Source organism: Pseudonocardia kongjuensis, assembly GCF_039526905.1.
In the GTDB taxonomy this organism is placed as follows: domain Bacteria; phylum Actinomycetota; class Actinomycetes; order Mycobacteriales; family Pseudonocardiaceae; genus Pseudonocardia; species Pseudonocardia kongjuensis.
In genome coordinates this window covers 354,601-373,826 of record NZ_BAAAJK010000001.1, presented here as the reverse complement: position 1 = coordinate 373,826, position 19,226 = coordinate 354,601, and the positions used below count along the sequence as shown (strand labels likewise).

General features: G+C 74.8%; 18 protein-coding genes and 1 riboswitch. Of the genes, 9 read left to right on the top strand and 9 right to left on the bottom strand.

Features of this window, described 5'->3' with window-relative positions; all coding sequences use genetic code 11:
• Together ABD160_RS01760 and recQ are read right to left on the bottom strand one after the other, a co-directional pair.
• Nucleotides 1-698: gamma-glutamyl-gamma-aminobutyrate hydrolase family protein (locus ABD160_RS01760; protein WP_344017763.1), on the bottom strand; the 698-nt coding region annotated here is incomplete at its 3' end.
• Nucleotides 695-2,530: a DNA helicase RecQ gene (recQ, locus tag ABD160_RS01755; RefSeq protein WP_344018004.1), complete on the bottom strand. Its 1,836-nt coding sequence runs from the start codon at nt 2,528-2,530 to the stop codon at nt 695-697. The genes recQ and ABD160_RS01760, both read right to left, overlap by 4 nt.
• Nucleotides 2,531-2,849: 319 nt before the next feature.
• Here recQ and fgd point away from each other — a divergent pair, with 319 nt between their 5' ends.
• Both fgd and ABD160_RS01745 read left to right on the top strand, forming a co-directional pair.
• The gene (gene fgd, locus ABD160_RS01750; protein ID WP_344017762.1) at nt 2,850-3,854 is read left to right on the top strand and encodes a glucose-6-phosphate dehydrogenase (coenzyme-F420); all 1,005 of its coding nucleotides are present in this window, start codon (nt 2,850-2,852) and stop codon (nt 3,852-3,854) included.
• Nucleotides 3,851-4,630, top strand: a complete 780-nt coding sequence (locus tag ABD160_RS01745) for an enoyl-CoA hydratase/isomerase family protein (RefSeq protein ID WP_344017761.1) — start codon at nt 3,851-3,853, stop codon at nt 4,628-4,630. Before fgd ends, ABD160_RS01745 begins: the two co-directional genes overlap by 4 nt.
• A 32-nt stretch (nt 4,631-4,662) precedes the next feature.
• Here the strand turns inward: ABD160_RS01745 and ABD160_RS01740 are convergent, their stop codons facing one another.
• The 4 genes from ABD160_RS01740 to ABD160_RS01725 form a co-directional block, all read right to left on the bottom strand.
• The gene (locus ABD160_RS01740; RefSeq protein ID WP_344017759.1) at nt 4,663-5,547 is read right to left on the bottom strand and encodes an AfsR/SARP family transcriptional regulator; all 885 of its coding nucleotides are present in this window, start codon (nt 5,545-5,547) and stop codon (nt 4,663-4,665) included.
• Nucleotides 5,548-5,826: 279 nt separating this feature from the next.
• Nucleotides 5,827-6,780: an ATP-binding protein gene (locus ABD160_RS01735; RefSeq protein ID WP_344017758.1), complete on the bottom strand. Its 954-nt coding sequence runs from the start codon at nt 6,778-6,780 to the stop codon at nt 5,827-5,829.
• A gap of 21 nt (nt 6,781-6,801) precedes the next feature.
• A complete protein-coding gene (locus ABD160_RS01730; protein ID WP_344017757.1) occupies nt 6,802-7,713 on the bottom strand; it encodes an MEDS domain-containing protein in 912 nt (303 codons plus the stop codon).
• Nucleotides 7,714-7,963: 250 nt separating this feature from the next.
• Entirely contained in the window at nt 7,964-8,476 is a 513-nt protein-coding gene (locus tag ABD160_RS01725; RefSeq protein ID WP_344018003.1) for an OsmC family protein, read from the bottom strand.
• 129 nt (nt 8,477-8,605) lie between these two features.
• Here ABD160_RS01725 and clsA point away from each other — a divergent pair, with 129 nt between their 5' ends.
• From clsA to ABD160_RS01700, 5 genes are all read left to right on the top strand, one after another.
• Entirely contained in the window at nt 8,606-9,328 is a 723-nt protein-coding gene (gene clsA, locus ABD160_RS01720) for a cardiolipin synthase ClsA (RefSeq protein ID WP_425563564.1), read from the top strand.
• Between the two features lie 9 nt (nt 9,329-9,337).
• On the top strand, nt 9,338-9,730 hold the full coding sequence (gene gcvH, locus ABD160_RS01715; RefSeq protein ID WP_344017756.1) for a glycine cleavage system protein GcvH: 393 nt from the start codon (nt 9,338-9,340) through the stop codon (nt 9,728-9,730).
• 220 nt (nt 9,731-9,950) lie between these two features.
• Nucleotides 9,951-10,403 carry a glycogen accumulation regulator GarA gene (garA, locus tag ABD160_RS01710; RefSeq protein WP_085911046.1) on the top strand — a complete coding sequence of 151 codons (453 nt, stop codon included), beginning with the start codon at nt 9,951-9,953 and terminating at the stop codon, nt 10,401-10,403.
• A 257-nt stretch (nt 10,404-10,660) separates the two neighbouring features.
• Nucleotides 10,661-11,137 carry a bifunctional nuclease family protein gene (locus tag ABD160_RS01705; protein ID WP_010224693.1) on the top strand — a complete coding sequence of 159 codons (477 nt, stop codon included), beginning with the start codon at nt 10,661-10,663 and terminating at the stop codon, nt 11,135-11,137.
• Between the two features lie 211 nt (nt 11,138-11,348).
• Entirely contained in the window at nt 11,349-11,954 is a 606-nt protein-coding gene (locus ABD160_RS01700) for a MerR family transcriptional regulator (protein WP_344017754.1), read from the top strand.
• Between the two features lie 9 nt (nt 11,955-11,963).
• Here ABD160_RS01700 and ABD160_RS01695 read toward each other — a convergent pair whose 3' ends face one another.
• Nucleotides 11,964-12,263, bottom strand: coding sequence for a YiaA/YiaB family inner membrane protein (locus ABD160_RS01695; RefSeq protein WP_344017753.1), 300 nt, complete (start codon nt 12,261-12,263; stop codon nt 11,964-11,966).
• 81 nt (nt 12,264-12,344) lie between these two features.
• A riboswitch (glycine riboswitch) is annotated at nt 12,345-12,441 on the top strand.
• 161 nt (nt 12,442-12,602) lie between these two features.
• Between ABD160_RS01695 and gcvP the strand changes: the two genes are divergently transcribed.
• Nucleotides 12,603-15,482 carry an aminomethyl-transferring glycine dehydrogenase gene (gene gcvP / locus ABD160_RS01690; protein ID WP_344017752.1) on the top strand — a complete coding sequence of 960 codons (2,880 nt, stop codon included), beginning with the start codon at nt 12,603-12,605 and terminating at the stop codon, nt 15,480-15,482.
• 93 nt (nt 15,483-15,575) lie between these two features.
• Here gcvP and ABD160_RS01685 read toward each other — a convergent pair whose 3' ends face one another.
• Nucleotides 15,576-17,495 (bottom strand): sugar phosphate isomerase/epimerase and 4-hydroxyphenylpyruvate domain-containing protein, encoded by a 1,920-nt coding sequence (locus ABD160_RS01685; RefSeq protein ID WP_344017751.1) that lies wholly within the window; start codon nt 17,493-17,495, stop codon nt 15,576-15,578.
• A complete protein-coding gene (locus ABD160_RS01680; protein WP_344017750.1) occupies nt 17,485-18,402 on the bottom strand; it encodes a shikimate dehydrogenase in 918 nt (305 codons plus the stop codon). The genes ABD160_RS01685 and ABD160_RS01680 overlap by 11 nt, the downstream gene beginning before the upstream one ends.
• Before the next feature lie 123 nt (nt 18,403-18,525).
• On the opposite strand from ABD160_RS01680, the gene ABD160_RS01675 reads away from it, so the two are divergent.
• Entirely contained in the window at nt 18,526-19,182 is a 657-nt protein-coding gene (locus tag ABD160_RS01675; protein WP_344017749.1) for a TetR/AcrR family transcriptional regulator, read from the top strand.
• Nucleotides 19,183-19,226: the final 44 nt, after the last annotated feature.

The window sequence follows — 19,226 nt, the reverse complement described above, 5'->3', positions numbered from 1 at the left end:
GCCGCGTCGACCAGGGCGCGCGCCAGCCGCAGGTCGTCCGGGCTGCGCTCGGGGTGCGACTGCACGCCGAGCACCCACGGTCCGCCGGGGGCCGGCTCGATCGCCTCGACCACCGGGCCGGACCGGGCGGTCACCCGCAGCCCGCTGCCGGGCCGGTCGACCGACTGGTGATGGTGGCAGCGGACGGTGACCGGACCGGTGCCGAGTGCCGCCGCGATCCGGGAGCCGGGCTCGGCGACGAGCTGCACCGGCGCGTAGACGCCCGGCCCGGCCGAGTGCGCGGCGGCGACGGCGTCGCCGACCGCGTCCGGCAGGTGCTGGTGCAGCGTCCCGCCGAGCGCGACGTTGAGCAGCTGGTGCCCGCGGCACACGCCGAGCACCGGGATGCCGAGCTCCAGCGCGCGGTGCACCGCGGCCAGGTCGGCGGCGTCCCGCTCGGCCCGCGGCTCGTCGTCGTGCGGGCCGCGGACCGAGCCGTGGTGCGCGGCGCCGATGTCCGGCCCACCGCTCAGCAGCACGCCGTCACAGGCCGCTGCGGCGTCCGCGGCGTCCGCGGTCGGCGGCAGCAGCACCGGTGTGCCGCCGGCCGCGGAGACCATGTCCAGGTACCCGCGGGGCACCAGCACGGTCTCCTCGTCCTCGACGACCCAGTAGCTCGCCCGCTCGGTGTAGGCGGTGATCCCGATCAGCGGCCTCATGCGTCGGCACCGCGCAGGACGTCGAGCACCTGGTCGCCGTAGCGGGCCAGCTTGCCCTCGCCGATCCCGGCGATCGTGCCCAGCGCGGCCCGGTCGGCCGGGGTACGGGAGGCGATCTCCCGCAGCGTCGCGTCGTGGAAGATCACGTACGCGGGCACCCCCTGTTCCTTCGCCGTGGCGGCCCGCCAGCTGCGCAGCCGCTCGAACACCGGCGCCGCCTCGGCGGACAGCTCGACGGCGGGTCGGGAGCCCGATCCGGACCGGGTGCGCGGGCGGGCCGTGCGCTCCGGCTCGGCGCGCAGCATCAGTGGCGTCTCGCCGCGCATCACGGCGGGGGAGTCGTCGGTGAACACCAGCGTGGAGTGCAGCCCGCCGACGGCCAGCAGCCGACGCGCCACCAGCTGGCGGATCACGCCGCGCCACTGCACCTCGGACAGCTCGGTGCCGATCCCGAACACCGACAGCTGGTCGTGCGAGAACTGCTCGACCTTCGGCGTCCGCTTGCCGAGCAGGATGTCGATCAGGTGCACCGCGCCGAAGCTCTGCCTGCGCTCGTTGCGCAGCCGCCAGACCGCGGACAGCACCTTCTGCGCGGCGACCGTCCCGTCCCAGGACGTCACCGGGGTCAGGCAGGTGTCGCAGTTGCCGCAGGCGGTGGCGCCGGTGCCGAGGTCCTGGCCGAAGTAGCGGAGCAGCTGCACCCGCCGGCACTCGGTGGTCTCGCAGAGCGCGAGCATGGCGTCCAGGTGCATGCCCAGGCGGCGCTTGTGCGCCGCGTCGCCCTCCGAGTCGTCGATCATCTTCCGCTGCTGGACGACGTCGGCGAGGCCGTAGGCGAGCCAGGCCGTCGACGGCTCGCCGTCCCGGCCGGCCCGGCCGGTCTCCTGGTAGTAGCCCTCGACCGACTTCGGCAGGTCGAGGTGCGCGACGAACCGGACGTCCGGCTTGTCGATGCCCATCCCGAACGCGATCGTCGCGACCATGACCAGGCCGTCCTCGCGCAGGAACCGGGACTGGTTGGTCCGGCGCACCGACGCGTCCAGGCCCGCGTGGTAGGGCAGCGCCCGGATGCCCTGCCCGGACAGGAACTCGGCGGTCTGCTCCACCGACTTGCGGGACAGGCAGTAGACGATGCCGGAGTCCCCGGCGTGCTCGGAGCGCAGCAGGTCGAGCAGCTGGCGGCGCGGCTCGTTCTTCGGGGCGATCCGGTACTGGATGTTGGGCCGGTCGAAGCTGGCGACGAAGTGCCGGGCGTCGGTGAGCTGCAGCCGCTGCGCGATCTCGGTGCGGGTGGCCTCGGTGGCGGTCGCGGTGAGCGCGATCCGCGGGACGTCCGGCCAGCGCCCGTGCAGCTCGGAGAGCAGCAGGTAGTCGGGCCGGAAGTCGTGCCCCCACTGCGCGACGCAGTGCGCCTCGTCGATCGCGAACAGCGCGATCCGGCCGCGCTCCAGCAGCCGGACGGTGGACTCCACCCGCAGCCGCTCCGGCGCCAGGTAGAGCAGGTCCAGCTCGCCGGCCAGGAACTCCTGCTCGGTGAGCCTGCGCTCGTCGGCGTCCTGGGTGGAGTTGAGGAACCCGGCCCGCACGCCGAGCGCCTGCAGCGCGTCGACCTGGTCCTGCATGAGCGCGATCAGCGGCGACACGACGACGCCGGTGCCGGGCCGGACCAGCGCCGGGACCTGGTAGCAGAGCGACTTCCCGCCCCCGGTCGGCATGAGCACCAGCGCGTCGCCGCCGCCCGCCACGTGGGTGACGATCTCCTCCTGGTCGCCGCGGAACGCGTCGTAGCCGAAGACCCGCCGCAGCACCTCGTGCGGGTCGGAGCTGCGCACCGGCGCCGGGACGGGCCCGCCGGGGTCGTCGGGGGGACCGTCGCGGTCGTCCGGCGGCGGTTCCCAGCCGTGGTCGTCGTCCGGCTCGGGTGGGAGCGGGACCTCGTCCGGTGCGGCAGGGTCGAACACGCACCCGATCGTAGGGGCCGGGATCGGCCGGGCCCGCCCGGCTCCGGGGATCCGGCACCGTCCGGTGGCGGGCCGGCGGGTGCGGGTGACCGGATCGGTGCTGCGCGCGGCGCGCCGGGGGTGTAGGTACTCGGGTAGGACACGGCGCGCCGACCCCGGTGCGCGCCCTGCACGCGGTAAGGAACAACCTGTGGATCTCAAGATCGGGTACAAGGCGTCGGCCGAGCAGTTCGGCCCGCGCGACCTCGTCGAGTATGCGGTGCTGGCCGAGCAGGTCGGGCTGGACAGCGTCTGGGCGTCGGACCACTTCCTGCCCTGGCGGCACACCGGCGGGCACGCCCCGGCGGCGCTGCCGTGGATGGCCGCGGTGGGGGAGCGCACCGAGCGGGTCCAGATCGGCACCTCGGTGCTGACCCCCACCTTCCGCTACAACCCGGCGGTGCTCGCCCAGACCTTCGCGACGATGTCGCTGCTCACCGGCGGCCGGATCGTCGCGGGCGTCGGCACCGGCGAGGCACTGAACGAGATCGCCGTCTCCGGCCGCGAGTGGCCGGAGTTCAAGGAGCGCTTCGCCCGGCTGCGCGAAGCGGTCCGGGCGATGCGGGCGCTGTGGACCGAGGACACCGTGTCCTTCGAGGGCGACTACTACACGCTGGTCGACGCGACGATCTACGACCGCCCCGAGCAGCCGGTGCCGATCTACGTCGCCGCCGGCGGCCCGATGGTCGCCCGCTACGCCGGCCGGCACGGCGACGGCTTCATCTGCACCTCCGGCAAGGGCATGGACCTCTACACCGAGAAGCTCGTCCCGGGCGTCGAGGAGGGCGCCGCCAAGGAGGACCGGGACGCCGCGACCATCGACAAGATGATCGAGATCAAGATCAGCTACGACCGGGACCCGGAGGCCGCGCGGGAGAACTGCCGGTTCTGGGCGCCGCTGTCGCTGACCGCCGAGCAGAAGCACTCGGTCGGCTCGTCGCAGGAGATGGAGCGGCTCGCCGACGAGCTGCCGATCGAGCAGATCACCCAGCGCTGGATCGTCGCCTCCGACCCGGACGAGGCGGTCGAGCAGATCCGCCCCTACGTCGACGCCGGACTCAACCACCTCGTCGTGCACGGGCCGGGCGACGACCAGCGCCGCTTCCTCACCCAGTTCTCCGAGGACGTGCTGCCGAAGCTGCGGGCGCTCGGGTGAGCGCTCTGGAACGCGACGGCCGGGTGCTGCGCTGCCGGATCTCGGCCGGCCGGCACGGCACCCTGGACGGCCCCGCGATGCAGGAGGTCGCCGGGGCGCTGGAGAAGCTGGCCCAGGCGGACCCGGCCGATCCGGACGGCGTCGGTGCGGTGCTGCTGCACGGCGACGGCGAGAACTTCTGCACCGGCGGCGACGTGCGCGCGTTCGCCGGCGCCGAGGACCGGTACGGCTACGTGCACGGCCTGGCCGACACCTTCCACGCGATGCTGCGCCCGCTGGCCGGCTCGCCGGTCCCGACGGTCGCCGCGGTGCCCGGCTGGGCGGCGGGCGCCGGGATGAGCATCGTGCTGGCCTGCGACCTGGCGGTCGGCGGCCGGTCCACCCGGCTGCGCCCGGCCTACCCGGCGATCGGGTTCTCCCCGGACGGCGGGATGACCTGGACCCTGCCGCGGCTGGTCGGCGCGGCGCGGGCCCGCCGGATCCTGCTCACCGACGAGGTGCTGGACGCCGACGCGCTGGCCGAGCTCGGGATCCTCGCCTCGGTCGTCGACGACGACGCGGTGGCCGACGAGGCCGCCGCGCTGGCGCACCGGCTGGCGCAGGGCCCGACGGCGGCGCTCGGCCGGATCCGCGGGCTGCTGGACCGGACCTGGGCATCGACCCTGGACGACCAGCTGGCGGCGGAGGCGGACTCGATCGCGACCTGCGCGGCCGGGCCGGAGGGGACCGAGGGGCTCGCCGCGTTCACCGAGAAGCGGCGGCCCCGGTTCCACTGAGGATCACGGCCCGGGAGCTGTGCGCGGCCCGGTCAGCGTCCGCTGGCCGGGCTGCCGGCGGCGAGCCGGCGGCCACGCTGCGCCGGCCGGGTGGCGCCGGGCATCCCGACGCCCCAGCGCTGCACCGGGCGGTGCAGGCCGGGACCGAGCGGCCAGCCGGAGTCGAGCGGGGCGAGCAGCCGGTCCAGCTCGGAGTCCGGGGTGGCACCGACGCTGTTGCGCAGCAGCCGCTGGAACTCCTCGTACTCGGCGAGCGCGTCGGCGACGTGGCCGCCGGCCAGCAGCGCCTCGACCAGGGCCCGGCGGGAACGCTCGCGGCTGGGCGCGGTGGCGACCGCGCGCCGGGCGACGGCGACGGCGTCGTCGTGCCGGTCGGCCGCGGTGAGGGTGCCGGAGAGCCCCTCCAGCGCGGAGAGCCGCAGCTGGCGGAACCGCTCCCGCTCGACGGCGATCCACGGCGCCGTCCAGGACGGCAGGATGTCGGCCTCGAGCAGACCGGTCTGCGGGCAGCCGATCTCGCGCACGGTGCGCAGCAGCTCCGGCGAGGACAGTCCGCGGACCAGCAGCAGCGCCTCGGCCAGGTCGACCCGCACGTCGTCGGCGAGGTGCAGCCGGCCGCGGTCGTCGGCGGCCAGCAGCTCGGGCAGGTCCACACCGGTCACGGCCTCGTCGAGCAGCCGGGCCGCGGGGCCCGGGCCGACGCCGGCCCACAGGTCGGCGGCCAGCGCGGCGGTCGGCTGCGGGCGCGGGTGCACGGCCAGGTAGGCGATGAGGCGGCGCGAGTCGACCGGCAGCGGGACCGGATGGTCGCCGACGCGCAGGCCGAAGGCACCCAGGACCCGTACCTGCGGTGCGGTGCTCCCGGTGTCGGCGGTGGACGGTGCGCGTTCTGCGGACTCGGCGAGTGCTGGTGTCACAGCGCACTCACTGGATCGACAGTGATCGTCGGACATGCGGTTTTCCCCGGATCGTTCGTGACGTGCGGCCCGCAGGCGGCCCTGCGCCGGGCCGCGGCGCGCCACCCGGGCGGACGACCGGGGCGCGGAGAGGGCACGACGAGACCGCACCGCACGGACGGCGGGCGGCGTCTCCGTGCGATGTGCTCGGTCGCCGAGGATAGCGGAGCCGGGCCCCGGACGTGAGATCCGGGTGAGGATTCACTCCGGCGGCGGGGTGCGCGCACCGCCGAACGGGGCTCAGGCCCGGACGAGCAGCCGGACATGGGTGCCGTCGGGGGCCCGCCACACGTGCAGGCTGTCGCACAGCTGGCGGGCGATCCAGGTGCCGCGCCCGCGCGGGCGCGACGGGTGCGGCGGCGCCAGCCCGATCAGGGCCAGCGGGATCGAGCCGGTGTCGTGCACCTCGCACACCAGCTCGCCCGGGCGGGACCAGACCGACAGCGCCGCCTCCGGCGAGCCGTGCTCGACGGCGTTGGTCGCCACCTCGTTCACCGCCTGCACCATGTCCTCGCTGCGCACCGGATCGAACCGGCAGGCGCGGGCGGCCTCCTCCACCGCGTCCCGCACCCGGGACAGCTCGAAGGTGTTGTACTGCAGCTGGACGTCCGGCGGGCCGAGCAGGTGCGGCGGGGCGAACGGGAGCGCCGCGAGCACCTCGGCCGGCGGCCGGGACGCCGGGTTCGCGGTGAGCTGCTCGCCGCGCAGCTGCAGCGGATGGTTGGCCAGCGCCGCGTCGCCCACCGCACCGTGCAGCGGGATCCGCGGGTAGACGCACAGCTGGGTGACCGGCAGGCCGTCCAGCGAGATGTTGAGCGCGGCCTCCAGCTCGATCCAGAACCCGCCGTCGATCCCGTCGAGATCCGGGTCGTGCTGCGCCACGACGAACACCGGCCTGCCCGACGACGACAGCGCGCGCAGCTCCCTGGCCCGCCACGCGGCCACCGTCTGGCCGGACTCGCGGGCCGAGCGGGTCAGCGTGGTGAGCCTGCCGATCCCGCCGGAGCAGTCGGCCAGCTCCGCGCGCAGCGCCTGCTCGGCCTCCGCGGAGACCGCGAGCGCGATCTGGGCGCCGGTGTCCCGGTCCGCGGCGGCGGCCACCGGCGCGACCCGGCGGACCAGCTCCGCGGTGTCGTCGGCGTGCACCAGCGCGTGCGCGAAGCCGGGCGGCCGGGGGACCGCGTTGACCTTCATCTCTCGACCTTCATCGGACCGTCACCGTCCCGGCGCGCCGGGCGGCCCGACCGGGGGCGGCGCGTCGTCGAAGGCCAGCTGGGGGGAGAACGCGGCGCCGCAGCGGTCGAGGATCCGCTGCACCCGGGGCCGCACCCGGTGCAGCACCAGCCGGTGGGTGGACGGGAAGCCCTCCGCGGCGTGCACCAGCGCCACCGCCGAGGCGACGTCGATGAACCGGACCGAGGCCATGTCGAGCCCGATGTCGGTGGGGGCGTCGGCCGAGCGCAGGGTGCCGTCCAGCGCCTGGTGCAGCAGCGAGGTGATCTTCGGCCGGTTGCTGTGGTCGATCTCGCCGGCCAGCCGGGCGTGCCCGATCCCGAGCCGGACGATGCGCAGCAGCCCGTCGTCGTAGGCGCCGGTCACCGCGAGGTGGTCGCGGTGCAGCGCGCGCATGATGTCGATCGACTCGTCCGGGAAGTGCACGTGGTCGAACGTGCAGAGCGCGGCGAGGCTGTCCCGGTTCTCCCGGATCAGCCGGGCGAGCAGCCCGTCGTACTCGGGCAGGGTGCCGGACGCACCCGGGTCCAGCGCCCCGTGCATCTGGCCGGTGATCCGGGCGCCGGTCCAGCCCGCGTCCAGCGCGCGGGTCACCTCGCCGGTGATCCCGGCGTGGATGTCCGGCAGCGGGGTGCGGAAGGTCCGCCGGGTGTCCTCCTCCGGCAGGATCTCCAGCTGCCCGACGCGCAGCGGCTCACCGATCTCGTGGCCGTCCTCGGTCATCCGGCGCAGCAGCCCGTCCGCGGCGCCGTCGTCGTCGAAGAAGAGGACCTTCTCGCCGCGGGCCAGCCCGTGCGCGACGAACCCGGAGGTGATCTCCCCGAGGTGCTCGACGCTCTCCGGGACCGCGCAGACGTGATCGCCGGACGAGACATCGTCCGCCAGCTTGATCACGTGTCACCTACCGGGGCGCGGTCACCGGCTGTCGGTGGGCACGCCCTGTCACGCCTACCAGGACGCCGTCACCGTACGGAGACCGTCTCCGGGCCCCGGAGACCCGGAGCGTGCCGGGCGCCGAACCGACGGTGACGCGCGACGAGCGGCCCGCCACCGGCGGTGGTCCGCAGGTGATGGCGCGCAGCACATGCCGTTCGGCGCAGTGCGCCGACCCCCGGACGGAGCAGGACCGGCTCGACCGGCGGGCTCAGCCGGCCGGCCGGACCTCGACCGACGTGCTCGCGCTGCCCTTGATCGTCTGCAGGACCACGCAGTACCGCTCGGTCAGCCGCACCAGGGTGGCGACCGTGTCCGGGTCGGCCGGGGCGTCCCCGGAGCGGACGTCGACGTCGAGGAACAGCCGGATGTCCCGGAAGCCGACCGGGGCGTCCTTGGCGACGCCGAGGGTGCCCCGGAAGTCGAGGTCCCCCTCGGCCCGCAGGCCGCCCTGCACGTCGAGCTCCAGCGCGGTCGCCACCGCCCGCAGCGTCACCCCGGCGCAGGCGACCAGCGCCTCCAGCAGCATGTCCCCGGAGCACAGCTGGGTGCCGTCGCCGCCGGTCGCCGGGTGCAGCCCGGCCTCGGCGAGCGCCTGGCCGGTGCTCACCTTGCAGGCCACCCCCGCGCCGAGCTCGCCGTCGGCGGACAGCGTGACGACCGCGGATCCCGGGTCGTCGCGGTACTGCTGCTTGAGCGGGGCCTGGATGTCCTTGAGCGTCACGCCTGCGGCCGCGTGCGGGCCGGGCACGGAGTCGGCGCCGGAATGGGTGTCGGAATGAGTGTCGGTCACCGCGCCATCCTCACCCGCGGGGCCGGGCTGCACAGTGCGGGAGCCGTCTAGGCTGCCCGGGTGGGCGGGGAATCCGATACGGGCAGGGCCGCGGCGGTCCGGCGCGGCGCCCGTGAGGCCCGGGACACGGTGCGCGACACCGTGCGGGACACGGTGCACGACGTCGCCGGTCCGCCCACCGGTGACGACCGGCTCTGGACGGTGCCGAACGCGCTGAGCATGCTGCGCCTGGCCGGGGTGCCGCTGTTCCTGTGGCTGATGCTCGGCCCGGAGGCCGACGGCTGGGCCGTCGCGGTGCTGGCGATCGGCGGCTTCACCGACTGGCTGGACGGGAAGCTGGCCCGGGTGCTGGACCAGTACAGCCGGTTCGGGGCGATGCTCGATCCGGCCGTCGACCGGCTCTACATCCTGGCCGCGCTGGTCGGCCTGGCGATCCGCGACATCGTGCCCTGGTGGGCGGTGGGTGCGCTGCTCGCCAGGGACGTCGTGCTGGCCGTGTGCGTGTTCGTGCTGCGCCGCCGGGGGTACGGCCCGTTCGAGGTCGTCTACCTCGGCAAGGCCGCGACCTTCGTGCTGCTCTACGCCTTCCCGCTGCTCCTTCTCGGGGACGGGCCGTCCGCCGCGGAGACCGCCGTCCGGGTGATCGCGCACGCGTTCGCGATCTGGGGCGTGGCCCTCTACATGTGGTCCGGCCTGCTCTACCTGGTGCAGTTCGGGCTGGCGATGCGGCGCCCGTTCCCGCCCCCGGCGCCCCGGTTCGGTCACCCGGATGGCGGGGGCTAGGCTCGTCGCGTGAGTTCGGAGATTCCCTCGGACCTGACCTACACCGAGGCCCACGAGTGGGTGCGCGACACCGGGAACGGGGTGGTCCGGATCGGCATCACCGACCACGCCCAGTCGCAGCTGGGGGATGTGGTGTTCGTCCAGCTGCCGACCGTCGGCGACGTGCTGTCCGCGGGCGACACGATGGGCGAGGTCGAGTCGACCAAGTCGGTGTCGGACATCTACGCACCGGTGGCGGGCGAGGTGGTCGCCGTCAACGAGGCGCTGGACGCCGGTCCGGAGCTGATCAACTCGGCTCCGTACGGGGACGGCTGGATCGTCGACGTGCGGATCGCGGACGGCGCCACGCCGGCCGGCCCGCTCGACGCCGACGCCTACCGTCAGCTCGCCGACGGTTCCTGACCACCCCCGGCGACCGCCCGTCGCACGGGTCGCCCGGACGCCGCGGCCTGGCGTATCGCGGCGACACCGGGGCGGGTAGGTTCGGTCCCCCTGACACGTCGACATCGCAGCCGGTCGAGGCGACATCCGCCTCAGCGCAGCACCGCACCAGTGCGGCCGGCCCGCCTGCATCACCCGGACCGTGTCCGGGACCCCCGCTTCCGGAGGAGGAGACCCCGAGGTGACCACGAACGACCCGCGCGACGTGCCGCCGGAGCGCGCACCGGAGACCACATCGGTCTTCCGGGCGGACTTCCTCGCCGACGTGGAGCAGCCGAGCGCCGAGCCCGCCGTCTCCGGCGTCGACGGGCTACCCGCCGGGTCGGCCCTGCTGGTGGTCCGGCGCGGCCCGAACGCCGGTTCGCGCTTCCTGCTCGACGTGCCGACCACCAGTGCGGGCCGGCACCCCGACAGCGACATCTTCCTGGACGACGTCACCGTCTCCCGCCGGCACGCCGAGTTCCGCCGGGACGCCGGCGAGTTCGTCGTGGTGGACGTCGGCAGCCTGAACGGCACCTACGTGAACCGCGAGCCGGTCGACACGGCCGTGCTCGCCAACGGTGACGAGGTCCAGATCGGCAAGTTCCGCCTGGTCTTCCTGACCGGTCCTCGCGAGGGCGACCCCCGGGGCTGATCCACCGGCGGCGGTTCAGCCGACACGCCGTGCGGAGGCGGGCGTGTGACGATCGTCGAAAGGACGCTGTCACACCCCGTCCGGAGGCGCGCATCGGGGGCCCCGCCCGTGTAGCGTCGGAACGTGTCGGTGGCGGGGGTACGAGCGACCACAGCTCCCAGGGCACGGACCAGGGCGAGCAAGGCGATCAGGGCGGCCGGGGTGGCGGGTCCACCCCGGGCGGCCGACAGGCCCGACAGGGCCGGGGAGGCGGGCTGATGAGCGAGATGCGCGTCGTGGGCGTCCGGGTCGAACTCCCGGCGAACCAGCCGATCCTGTTGCTGCGGGAGACCAACGGTGATCGCTACCTCCCGATCTGGATCGGATCGGTCGAGGCGACGGCCATCGCCCTCGAGCAGCAGGGGGTCAAGCCGGCACGGCCGTTGACCCACGATCTGCTCAAGGACGTCATCGGGGCACTGGGCCGGCGGCTGGAACAGGTCCGGGTGACCGACCTGCAGGAGGGCACCTTCTACGCCGAGCTGATCTTCGACGGCGGCGTGACGGTGTCCGCCCGGCCGAGCGACTCGATCGCGCTGGCGCTGCGGACCGGTGTCCCGGTGCACGCCGACGAGAGCGTGCTGGCCGAGGCCGGGCTCGTCATCCCCGACGAGCAGGAGGACGAGGTCGAGAAGTTCCGCGAGTTCCTCGACTCGGTGTCACCGGAGGACTTCCGCGGCGCCCAGCCCGGCTGACACCCGAACGGGTGTTCCGGACCATTCGGCGACACCGGGTGCCGCTCGGCGTGACCGGGCCGCCCGTGCTCCGTCACCTGGCGTTGTGCGGTACGGCCGTGTCGGCGAGCCGCGTTGACCACTCCGGCCGCCGGGCCTACCGTCATCAGCGTTGATGACATCCGTGCAACTCGCCTTCACCGAGAGTGATGGGACGGCGAGGACGGTCACGGTGCGGCCGACCGAGGGAGACCACGCGGTGCAGACGCCACCACCCGAGGGGCCGGGGCAGGCAGAGCTGTTCCCGGACCCGCTCGTCGGTGAGGGGCTGGACGGGGTGTCCGATCGCCTCGTCGGCTTCCGCGGCCCGACCGCGTGCCAGGTCGTCGGCATCACCTACCGGCAGCTCGACTACTGGGCCCGGACCGGGCTCGTCGTGCCGTCGATCCGCGGTGCCGCCGGATCCGGCAGCCAGCGGCTGTACTCGTTCAAGGACGTACTGGTCCTCAAGATCGTGAAGCGGCTGCTCGACGCCGGGGTCTCGCTGCAGAACATCCGGATCGCGGTCGAGCACCTGCGCCGGCGCGGGATAAGGGATCTCGCCGGGATCACTCTGTTCTCCGACGGGACCACCGTCTACGAGTGCACCTCCCCGGAGGAGGTCGTCGACCTGCTGCAGGGCGGCCAGGGAGTGTTCGGGATCGCCGTCTCGGGCGCGATGCGCGAGATCAGCGGTGTGATCAAGGACTTCCCGGTGGAACGCGCCGACGGCGGCACCGTCGACGAGTCCCCGGAGGACGAGCTGGCCCGGCGCCGGTCCCGGCGCGCGATCTCCTGAGCGGCCGGCTCACGCGACCGAGCGGAATGGGTCGTGCTCGGCGATCAGCTTCTCCAGCCGCGCCTGGTCGACCCGGTTGACGACGGTCAGGCTCTCCTGCTTGTCGCGGACGCACTTGGCGAGGGTGAACGCCGAGGTGATGGCGTACAGCACGGCGATGGCCAGGAACGCCTTCACCCAGCCGTCGACGGGCAGGTAGAAGGTCCCGACGACGACCGCGGCCAGCGAGACGCCGAAGGACAGGACCGCCTGCAGGTGGAAGGCGGCGGTGGTGGCGGGGACGGTGTTCGGAGCGCTGCTGTTCGACATGTGAGCAGCCTGGCGGGACGGTTCCGGCCCCGGTGCCGTGGAAATACTGACCGGACCGGTTATCCTCGGCCCGGTAGTCGTTGACACCGAGCGGGAGAGACCCGGTGCAGTACAGCCGGGCGCCGAAGGAGCAAATCCCTTCCCGGAACCTCTCAGGCACCAGGACCGCACGGCAGAGACGCCTCTGGAAAGCGACGGGCCACCACGGGGGGCCCGTCCGCCGACGGGGAAAGCCCGAAGCCTCGGGTGAATCTCTCAGGCGCCCGGATCGCGGGTACGGACAGAGGGGGAGGGGCGAGACAGCCCTGCCCCGCCCGAGCCGTCACCTTCGGAGGCGCCGTGAGCCCGACCCCGCAGCAGCACCGTCCCACCCTCGCCGAGCTCGAGCGTGGACTGCCGTTCGCCGACCGGCACGTCGGGCCCCGGCCCGGCGAGCTCGCCCGGATGCTCGACGCGCTGGGCGTCGACTCGCTCGAGGCGCTGGCCGACCGGGCGCTGCCCGCCGCCATCCGCGATCCCGAGCCGGTCGGCGGTTCGCTGCCGGAGCCGGTCGGTGAGGCCGAGATGCTCGCCGAGCTGCGGGCGCTGGCCGACCGCAACACGGTGAACGTCCCGATGATCGGGCTCGGCTACCACGGCACCCGGACGCCGTCGGCGATCCGGCGCAACGTGCTGGAGAACCCGGCCTGGTACACCGCGTACACGCCGTACCAGCCGGAGATCAGCCAGGGCAGGCTGGAGGCGCTGCTGGCGTTCCAGACGATGGTGTCGGACCTGACCGGGCTGCCGGTCGCCGGTGCGTCGCTGCTGGACGAGGCGACCGCCGCCGCCGAGGCGATGACGCTGCTGCGCCGGGCCGGGCGCGCGAAGTCGGCCCGGTTCGTGGTCGACGCCGACACGCTGCCGCAGACCCTGGACGTGCTCCGCACCCGGGCCGAGCCGCTCGGCATCGAGCTGGAGGTCGCCGACCTGTCCGGCGGCACCCTGCCGGACGGCGAGATGTTCGGCGTGCTGCTCAGCTACCCGGGCGCGTCCGGGCGGGTGGCCGACCCGTCGGCGCTGATCGAGCAGGCGCACGAGCGGGGCGCGCTGGTCGCGGTCGCCGCGGACCTGCTGGCGCTGACCCTGCTCACCCCGCCCGGCGAGCTGGGCGCGGACGCGGCGATCGGCTCCACCCAGCGGTTCGGTGTCCCGCTCGGCTTCGGCGGCCCGCACGCCGCCTACCTGTCGGTCGGGCAGCGGCACGCCCGCCAGCTCCCCGGCCGGCTGGTCGGGGTCTCCCGGGACGCGGACGGCAACTACGCGCTGCGGCTCGCCCTGCAGACCCGGGAGCAGCACATCCGCCGGGAGAAGGCGACCTCCAACATCTGCACCGCGCAGGTGCTGCTGGCCGTGATGGCGGCCTGCTACGCCGTGTACCACGGCCCGGAGGGGCTGCGCGCCATCGCCCGGCGGACCCACCGGATGGCGGCGGTGCTGGCCGCCGGGCTGCGCTCCGGCGGCGTCGAGATCGTGCACGACGCGTTCTTCGACACCGTGCTGGCCCGGGTGCCCGGCCGGGCGGACGCCGTCGTCGCCGCCGCGCACGACGCCGGGATCGCGCTGCGCCGGGTCTCCGGCGACGAGGTGGGCATCTCCACCTCGGAGATCACCACCGTGGCGCACCTGCGCGCGGTGTGGGAGGCGTTCGGGGCCGGCCCGCAGGACGCCGCGGCGCTGGACACCGGCACCGCCGACGCGCTGCCCGGCGCGCTGGCCCGGACCAGCGACTACCTGACCCACCCGACGTTCCACGAGCACCGGTCGGAGACCGCGCTGATGCGCTGGCTGCGCCGGCTCGCCGACGCCGACCTGGCGCTGGACCGCACGATGATCCCGCTCGGCTCGTGCACGATGAAGCTCAACGCCGCCGCCGAGATGGAGGCGGTGACCTGGCCGCAGTTCAGCGACCTGCACCCGTTCGCCCCGGAGTCCGACACCGCCGGTTCCCGGGAGCTGATCACCCAGCTGGAGACCTGGCTGGCCGACCTGACCGGCTACGCCGCGGTCTCGCTGCAGCCGAACGCGGGCAGCCAGGGCGAGTTCGCCGGGCTGCTGGCGATCGCGGCCTACCACCGCAGCCGCGGCGAGGCCGAGCGCGACGTCTGCCTGATCCCGGCGTCCGCGCACGGCACCAACGCCGCGTCGGCGATCATGGCCGGGATGCGGGTGGTGGTCGTCGGCACCGACGCCCAGGGCAACGTCGATCTCGACGACCTCCGGGCCAAGATCGACGAGCACGGGTCCCGGCTGTCCGCGCTGATGATCACCTACCCGTCCACGCACGGCGTGTACGAGGCGCAGGTGCGTGACGTGTGCGGTGCGGTGCACGACGCGGGCGGCCAGGTCTACGTCGACGGCGCCAATCTCAACGCGCTGGTCGGGGTGGCCCGGCCGGGCGCCTTCGGCGGCGACGTGTCGCACCTGAACCTGCACAAGACGTTCTGCATCCCGCACGGCGGCGGCGGGCCGGGGGTCGGCCCGGTCGCGGTGGCCGAGCACCTCGTCCCGTTCCTGCCCGGGCGCGGCGAGGTCGGCCCGGTGTCCGCGGCGCCGCACGGCTCCCCGGGCGTGCTGCCGATCTCCTGGGCCTACCTGCGGATGATGGGGCTCGACGGGATGCGGCGGGCCACGCTCACCGCCGTCGCCGCCGCGAACTACGTCGCCCGCCGGCTGGGAGAGCACTACCCGGTGCTGTACTCCGGGACCGACGGCTCCGTCGCGCACGAGTGCATCCTGGACCTGCGCGCGATCACCAAGGAGACCGGCGTGACGGTGGACGACGTCGCGAAGCGGCTGATCGACCACGGCATCCACGCCCCGACCATGTCGTTCCCGGTGGCCGGGACCCTGATGGTCGAGCCGACCGAGTCCGAGGACCTGCCCGAGATCGAGCGGTTCATCGCCGCGATGATCTCGATCCGCGGCGAGATCGACCGGGTCGCCGCGGGGGAGTGGCCGGCCGACGACAATCCGCTGCGGGGCGCCCCGCACACCGCGGCCTGCCTGGCCGACGACAAGTGGGACCACCCCTACCCGCGCGAGCTCGCCGCCTACCCGACCGGTGCGGCGCCGGGCGTGCACGACCGCAAGGTCTGGCCGCCGGTGCGCCGGATCGACGGTGCGCACGGCGACCGGAACCTGGTCTGCTCCTGCCCGCCGCCGGAGGCGTTCGCCTGACGGCACCCCCCGGCGTCCCGCCCGCCCCTCGACGAGCGGGCGGGACGCGCGGCAGCCGGGCCACCGGTGCCGGCTCCCGCGCAGCCGGGTGCCTCAGCCGGCACCGGCGCGGGTGAGGCGGGACCGGCGGTGCGCCGCCATCCGGACCGGCGCGTCGCTCCAGCCGTGGCCGTCGTGCCGGCCGGTGCGCTGCACCAGCACGAGGAACAGCCGCCCGCCGAGCAGCTCGGTGCACACCTGGAGCAGGTCGCCGTCGGCGTCCCGCTCGTGCAGCACCCCCAGCTCGCGATAGACGGCGATCCGCTCGTCCGGCAGGTCCAGGCGGGCCGCCAGGTCGTCGTGGTAGTTGCCCGGCACCGGCAGCAGCGGGACGCCCGCGGCCCGGGCGGCGGCCGCCGTCGCGAGCAGGTCGTCGGTGCCCAGCGCGACGTACTGCGGATCGGCGACCCCGGGACCCCACTCGCCGCGGCGCAGCAGCGACACGGTCAGCGCCAGCCGGACGGTGCGCCCGGCGTCGGCCAGCGCGCGGCTGCGGACCAGGCCGAACGGGGCGGCGAACTCGCCGTCGGCGACCGGGTCCAGGCCGAGCACGGTGCGGTGGAACAGCACCGCCTCGTCGAAGGCGTCGTAGGGCTGGGTGAGACCCACGTGGTCGATCCCGGTGATCCCGGTGCCCGGGACGCGCGGCTCGGCGGTGGCGACGAAGTCGCCCGACCAGCCGGAGCCGTGCGGGCCGGTGCGGCAGAACAGCAGCGAGGTGCCGTCCGGGGCGCCCACCTCGGCGAGATCGGCCTCGCCCGGGCCGGTGCTGCGGGGCATCCGCGGGGCGCACAGCGCGCCCGCCCGGCGGGCCGACGCCGCCGGATCGGCCGACTCGATCCCGAGCGCGACCACCGCGCTGCCGGAGCCGGCTGTGTCGGTCGGGCCGCCTGCGGCTGTGCTGATCGAGCCGCCCGCGGCTGTGCCGATCGCGCCGCCTGCGGCTGTGTCGACCAGGATGCGTGCCCCGCCCTGCTCGTAGCGTTCCACCGGCTTCGTGCGGTGCACGCCGGTCCGGCTGAACCCGAGCGCCCGCAGCACCCGGCCCAGCTCGGGGCCGGCCCGCAGCTCGGCGAACGCGATCCCGCCGAGCGCGGGCGGCCCGGCCGCGACCGGATCGGTCCCGGCGCCCCGGTCCGCGGTGGCCTCGGCGAGCGCCAGCAGCGAGCGGCGCGCGTCGACGGCGGTGCGCAGCGGATCGGCCTGCCGGAAGACGTCGTTGAACACCTCCAGCGACAGCGGCCCGGCGTACCCGGCGGCCAGCACCGGCCCGAGCAACGCGGGCAGGTCGAACCCGCCCTGGCCGGGGAACAGGCGATGGTGCCGGCTCCAGCTGAGCACGTCCATCGTGACCTCGCGGGCGTCGGCCAGCTGCAGGAAGAACAGCTTGTCGCCGGGGACGTCCGCGATCGGCGCCGGATCCGAGCCCCGGGCGAGCACGTGGAACGAGTCCAGGCACAGCCCGAGCGCCGGATGGTCACCGGCCCGCACGGCCCGCCAGGACGCGTCCCAGGTGTGCACGTGCCGGCCCCAGGCGAGCGCCTCGTAGGCGATCCGGACGCCGCGGTCCTCGGCACGACCGGCGAGGGTGTGCAGCTGGCCGGCGAGCCGGTCCGGATCGGCGACGGCGTCCGGCGCGACCGAGGAGCACACCAGCACGGTGCCGGCGCCGAGCCCGGCCATCACGTCGAACGTCGCCTCGGCCCGCCGGAGATTGGCGGCGAACCGGTCGGGATCGGTGGAGTCGATGTCGCGCAACGGCTGGTAGAGGTCCACGGTGAGGCCGAGGTCGCGGCAGCGGGCGCCGATCCCGGCGGGCGGCGCGGGATCGGCGATGAGATCCGGGGCGAAGATCTCGACACCGTCGAAGCCGGCGGCCGCCGCGGCGTCCAGCTTGTCGTCCAGCGTGCCGGACAGGCAGACGGTGGCGATCGAGAGCCGCGGCCGCCCGGGGGCCGGCTGCTCAGGCGACACGGTCGTCGGCCCGCTCGGTGGCGACCAGCTCGGCCAGGTGGGCCAGCATCCGCGCCGGGTCCGGGACGTGGCCGGTGAACAGCCGGAACGCCTCGGCCGCCTGGTGCACCGCCATCCGGCCGCCGTCGACGGTCCGGCAGCCCGCGGCCCGGGCCGCCCGCAGCAGCGCGGTGTCCAGCGGCCGGTAGACGATCTCGGCGACCCAGGGCAGCCCGGCCAGCAGCGCCGGATCGACGGGCAGACCGGGATGGGCGGCCATCCCGATCGGGGTGGCGTGCACCAGCCCGTCGGCGCGGCCGTGCGGGCCGTCGAGCAGGTCGTCCAACCCGGCGCGGGCGTGCCCGCGGGCGACCGCGCCGGGGGCCAGGTGCGGGGTGAGCGCGGCGGCCAGCGCCGCGGCGCGGCCGGCGTCGACGTCGACGACGTCGAGGACACCGATCCCGTCCCGGGCCAGCGCGTACCCGGCGGCGGCACCGGCGCCGCCCGCCCCGAGCAGCACCACCCGGCCGGTGCCGGCGCCGGGCAGCCCCTCGTGCAGACCGTCCCGGAACCCGGTCCAGTCGGTGTTGTGTCCGGTGAGCGTGCCGTCCTCGGCGATCGTGACGGTGTTGACGGCGCCGATCGCCGCCGCGTCGGGGGACAGCGCGTCCAGGTGCCGGATCACCAGCTGCTTGCACGGGTGGGTGATGTTGAGCCCGCGGTAGCCCTCGGCGCGGGCCCGGGCGAGCAGCTCGCCGACGTCGTCCGGGCCGGCGGACAGCTCGTCGAGGTCCCAGCGCAGGTAGCGCAGCGGCAGGCCGAGCGCCGCGGCCTCCCGCTCGTGCAGCGCGGGGGACAGCGACGGTCCGATCCCGGCTCCGATCAGTCCGGTCCGGACGGTCCCGGCCGTGGTGGCGGTCTGGCGCACTGCCCCTCCTCGAACTATGTACCGTTTAGTTAGTTGTACCGGACGGCGATCGGGCCGCGCCAGCCCCGGCCGGGCCCGCCGGTAGCGTCCGGCCCGGCGGCACCAGCGAGGAGGGGGACCGGCGTGGCGGCAGTCCCGGAGGAGACCGGACGTCAGCGCGACGCGGAGCGGACCCGCGCCGAGATCCTGGACGTGGCGACCGCCGAGTTCGCCGAGCGCGGTCTGGCCGGCGCCCGGGTGGACGAGATCGCCGCGCGCACCCGCACCACCAAGCGGATGCTGTACTACTACTTCGACTCGAAACAGGGCCTCTACCTGGCCGTCCTGGAGCGGGCGTACGCCGGGATCCGGGCGCTCGAGCGCGATCTCGACATCGCCGGGCTCAGCCCGGTGCGCGCCGTGCGGGCGCTCGCCGAACTCACCTTCGACCACCACGAGGCGCATCCGGACTTCATCCGGCTGGTCGCCATCGAGAACATCCACCACGCCGAGCACCTGCGGGCCTCGCCGATGCTGCCCGGGCTCGCCGGGCCCGCGGTCGACGTGCTCGACGGCATCCTGGCCCGCGGCCGCGAGTCCGGCCTGTTCCGCGCCGACGTGGACGCGCTCGACGTGCACGTGGTGATCAGCTCGTTCTGCGTGTTCCGGGTGGCGAATCGGCACACCGTGTCCGCGATCTTCGGCCGTGACCTGCTCGAACCCGCCCGGCGCGAGCACTACCGGCGGATGGTCGGCGACCTGGTCGTGGAGTACCTGACCGCGCACGTCGGCCGGGACTGAGCCGCAGCGGCCGGCATTCGGGGCTTGACACGGCCCGGGGCTCA

Excerpts from the sequence above, each read along its gene's own strand:
- ABD160_RS01735 (WP_344017758.1), bottom strand. The coding sequence starts at position 6,780 with ATGAAGGTCAACGCGGTCCCCCGGCCGCCCGGCTTCGCGCACGCGCTG.
- ABD160_RS01705 (WP_010224693.1), top strand. The coding sequence starts at position 10,661 with ATGAGCGAGATGCGCGTCGTGGGCGTCCGGGTCGAACTCCCGGCGAAC.
- ABD160_RS01695 (WP_344017753.1), bottom strand. The coding sequence starts at position 12,263 with ATGTCGAACAGCAGCGCTCCGAACACCGTCCCCGCCACCACCGCCGCC.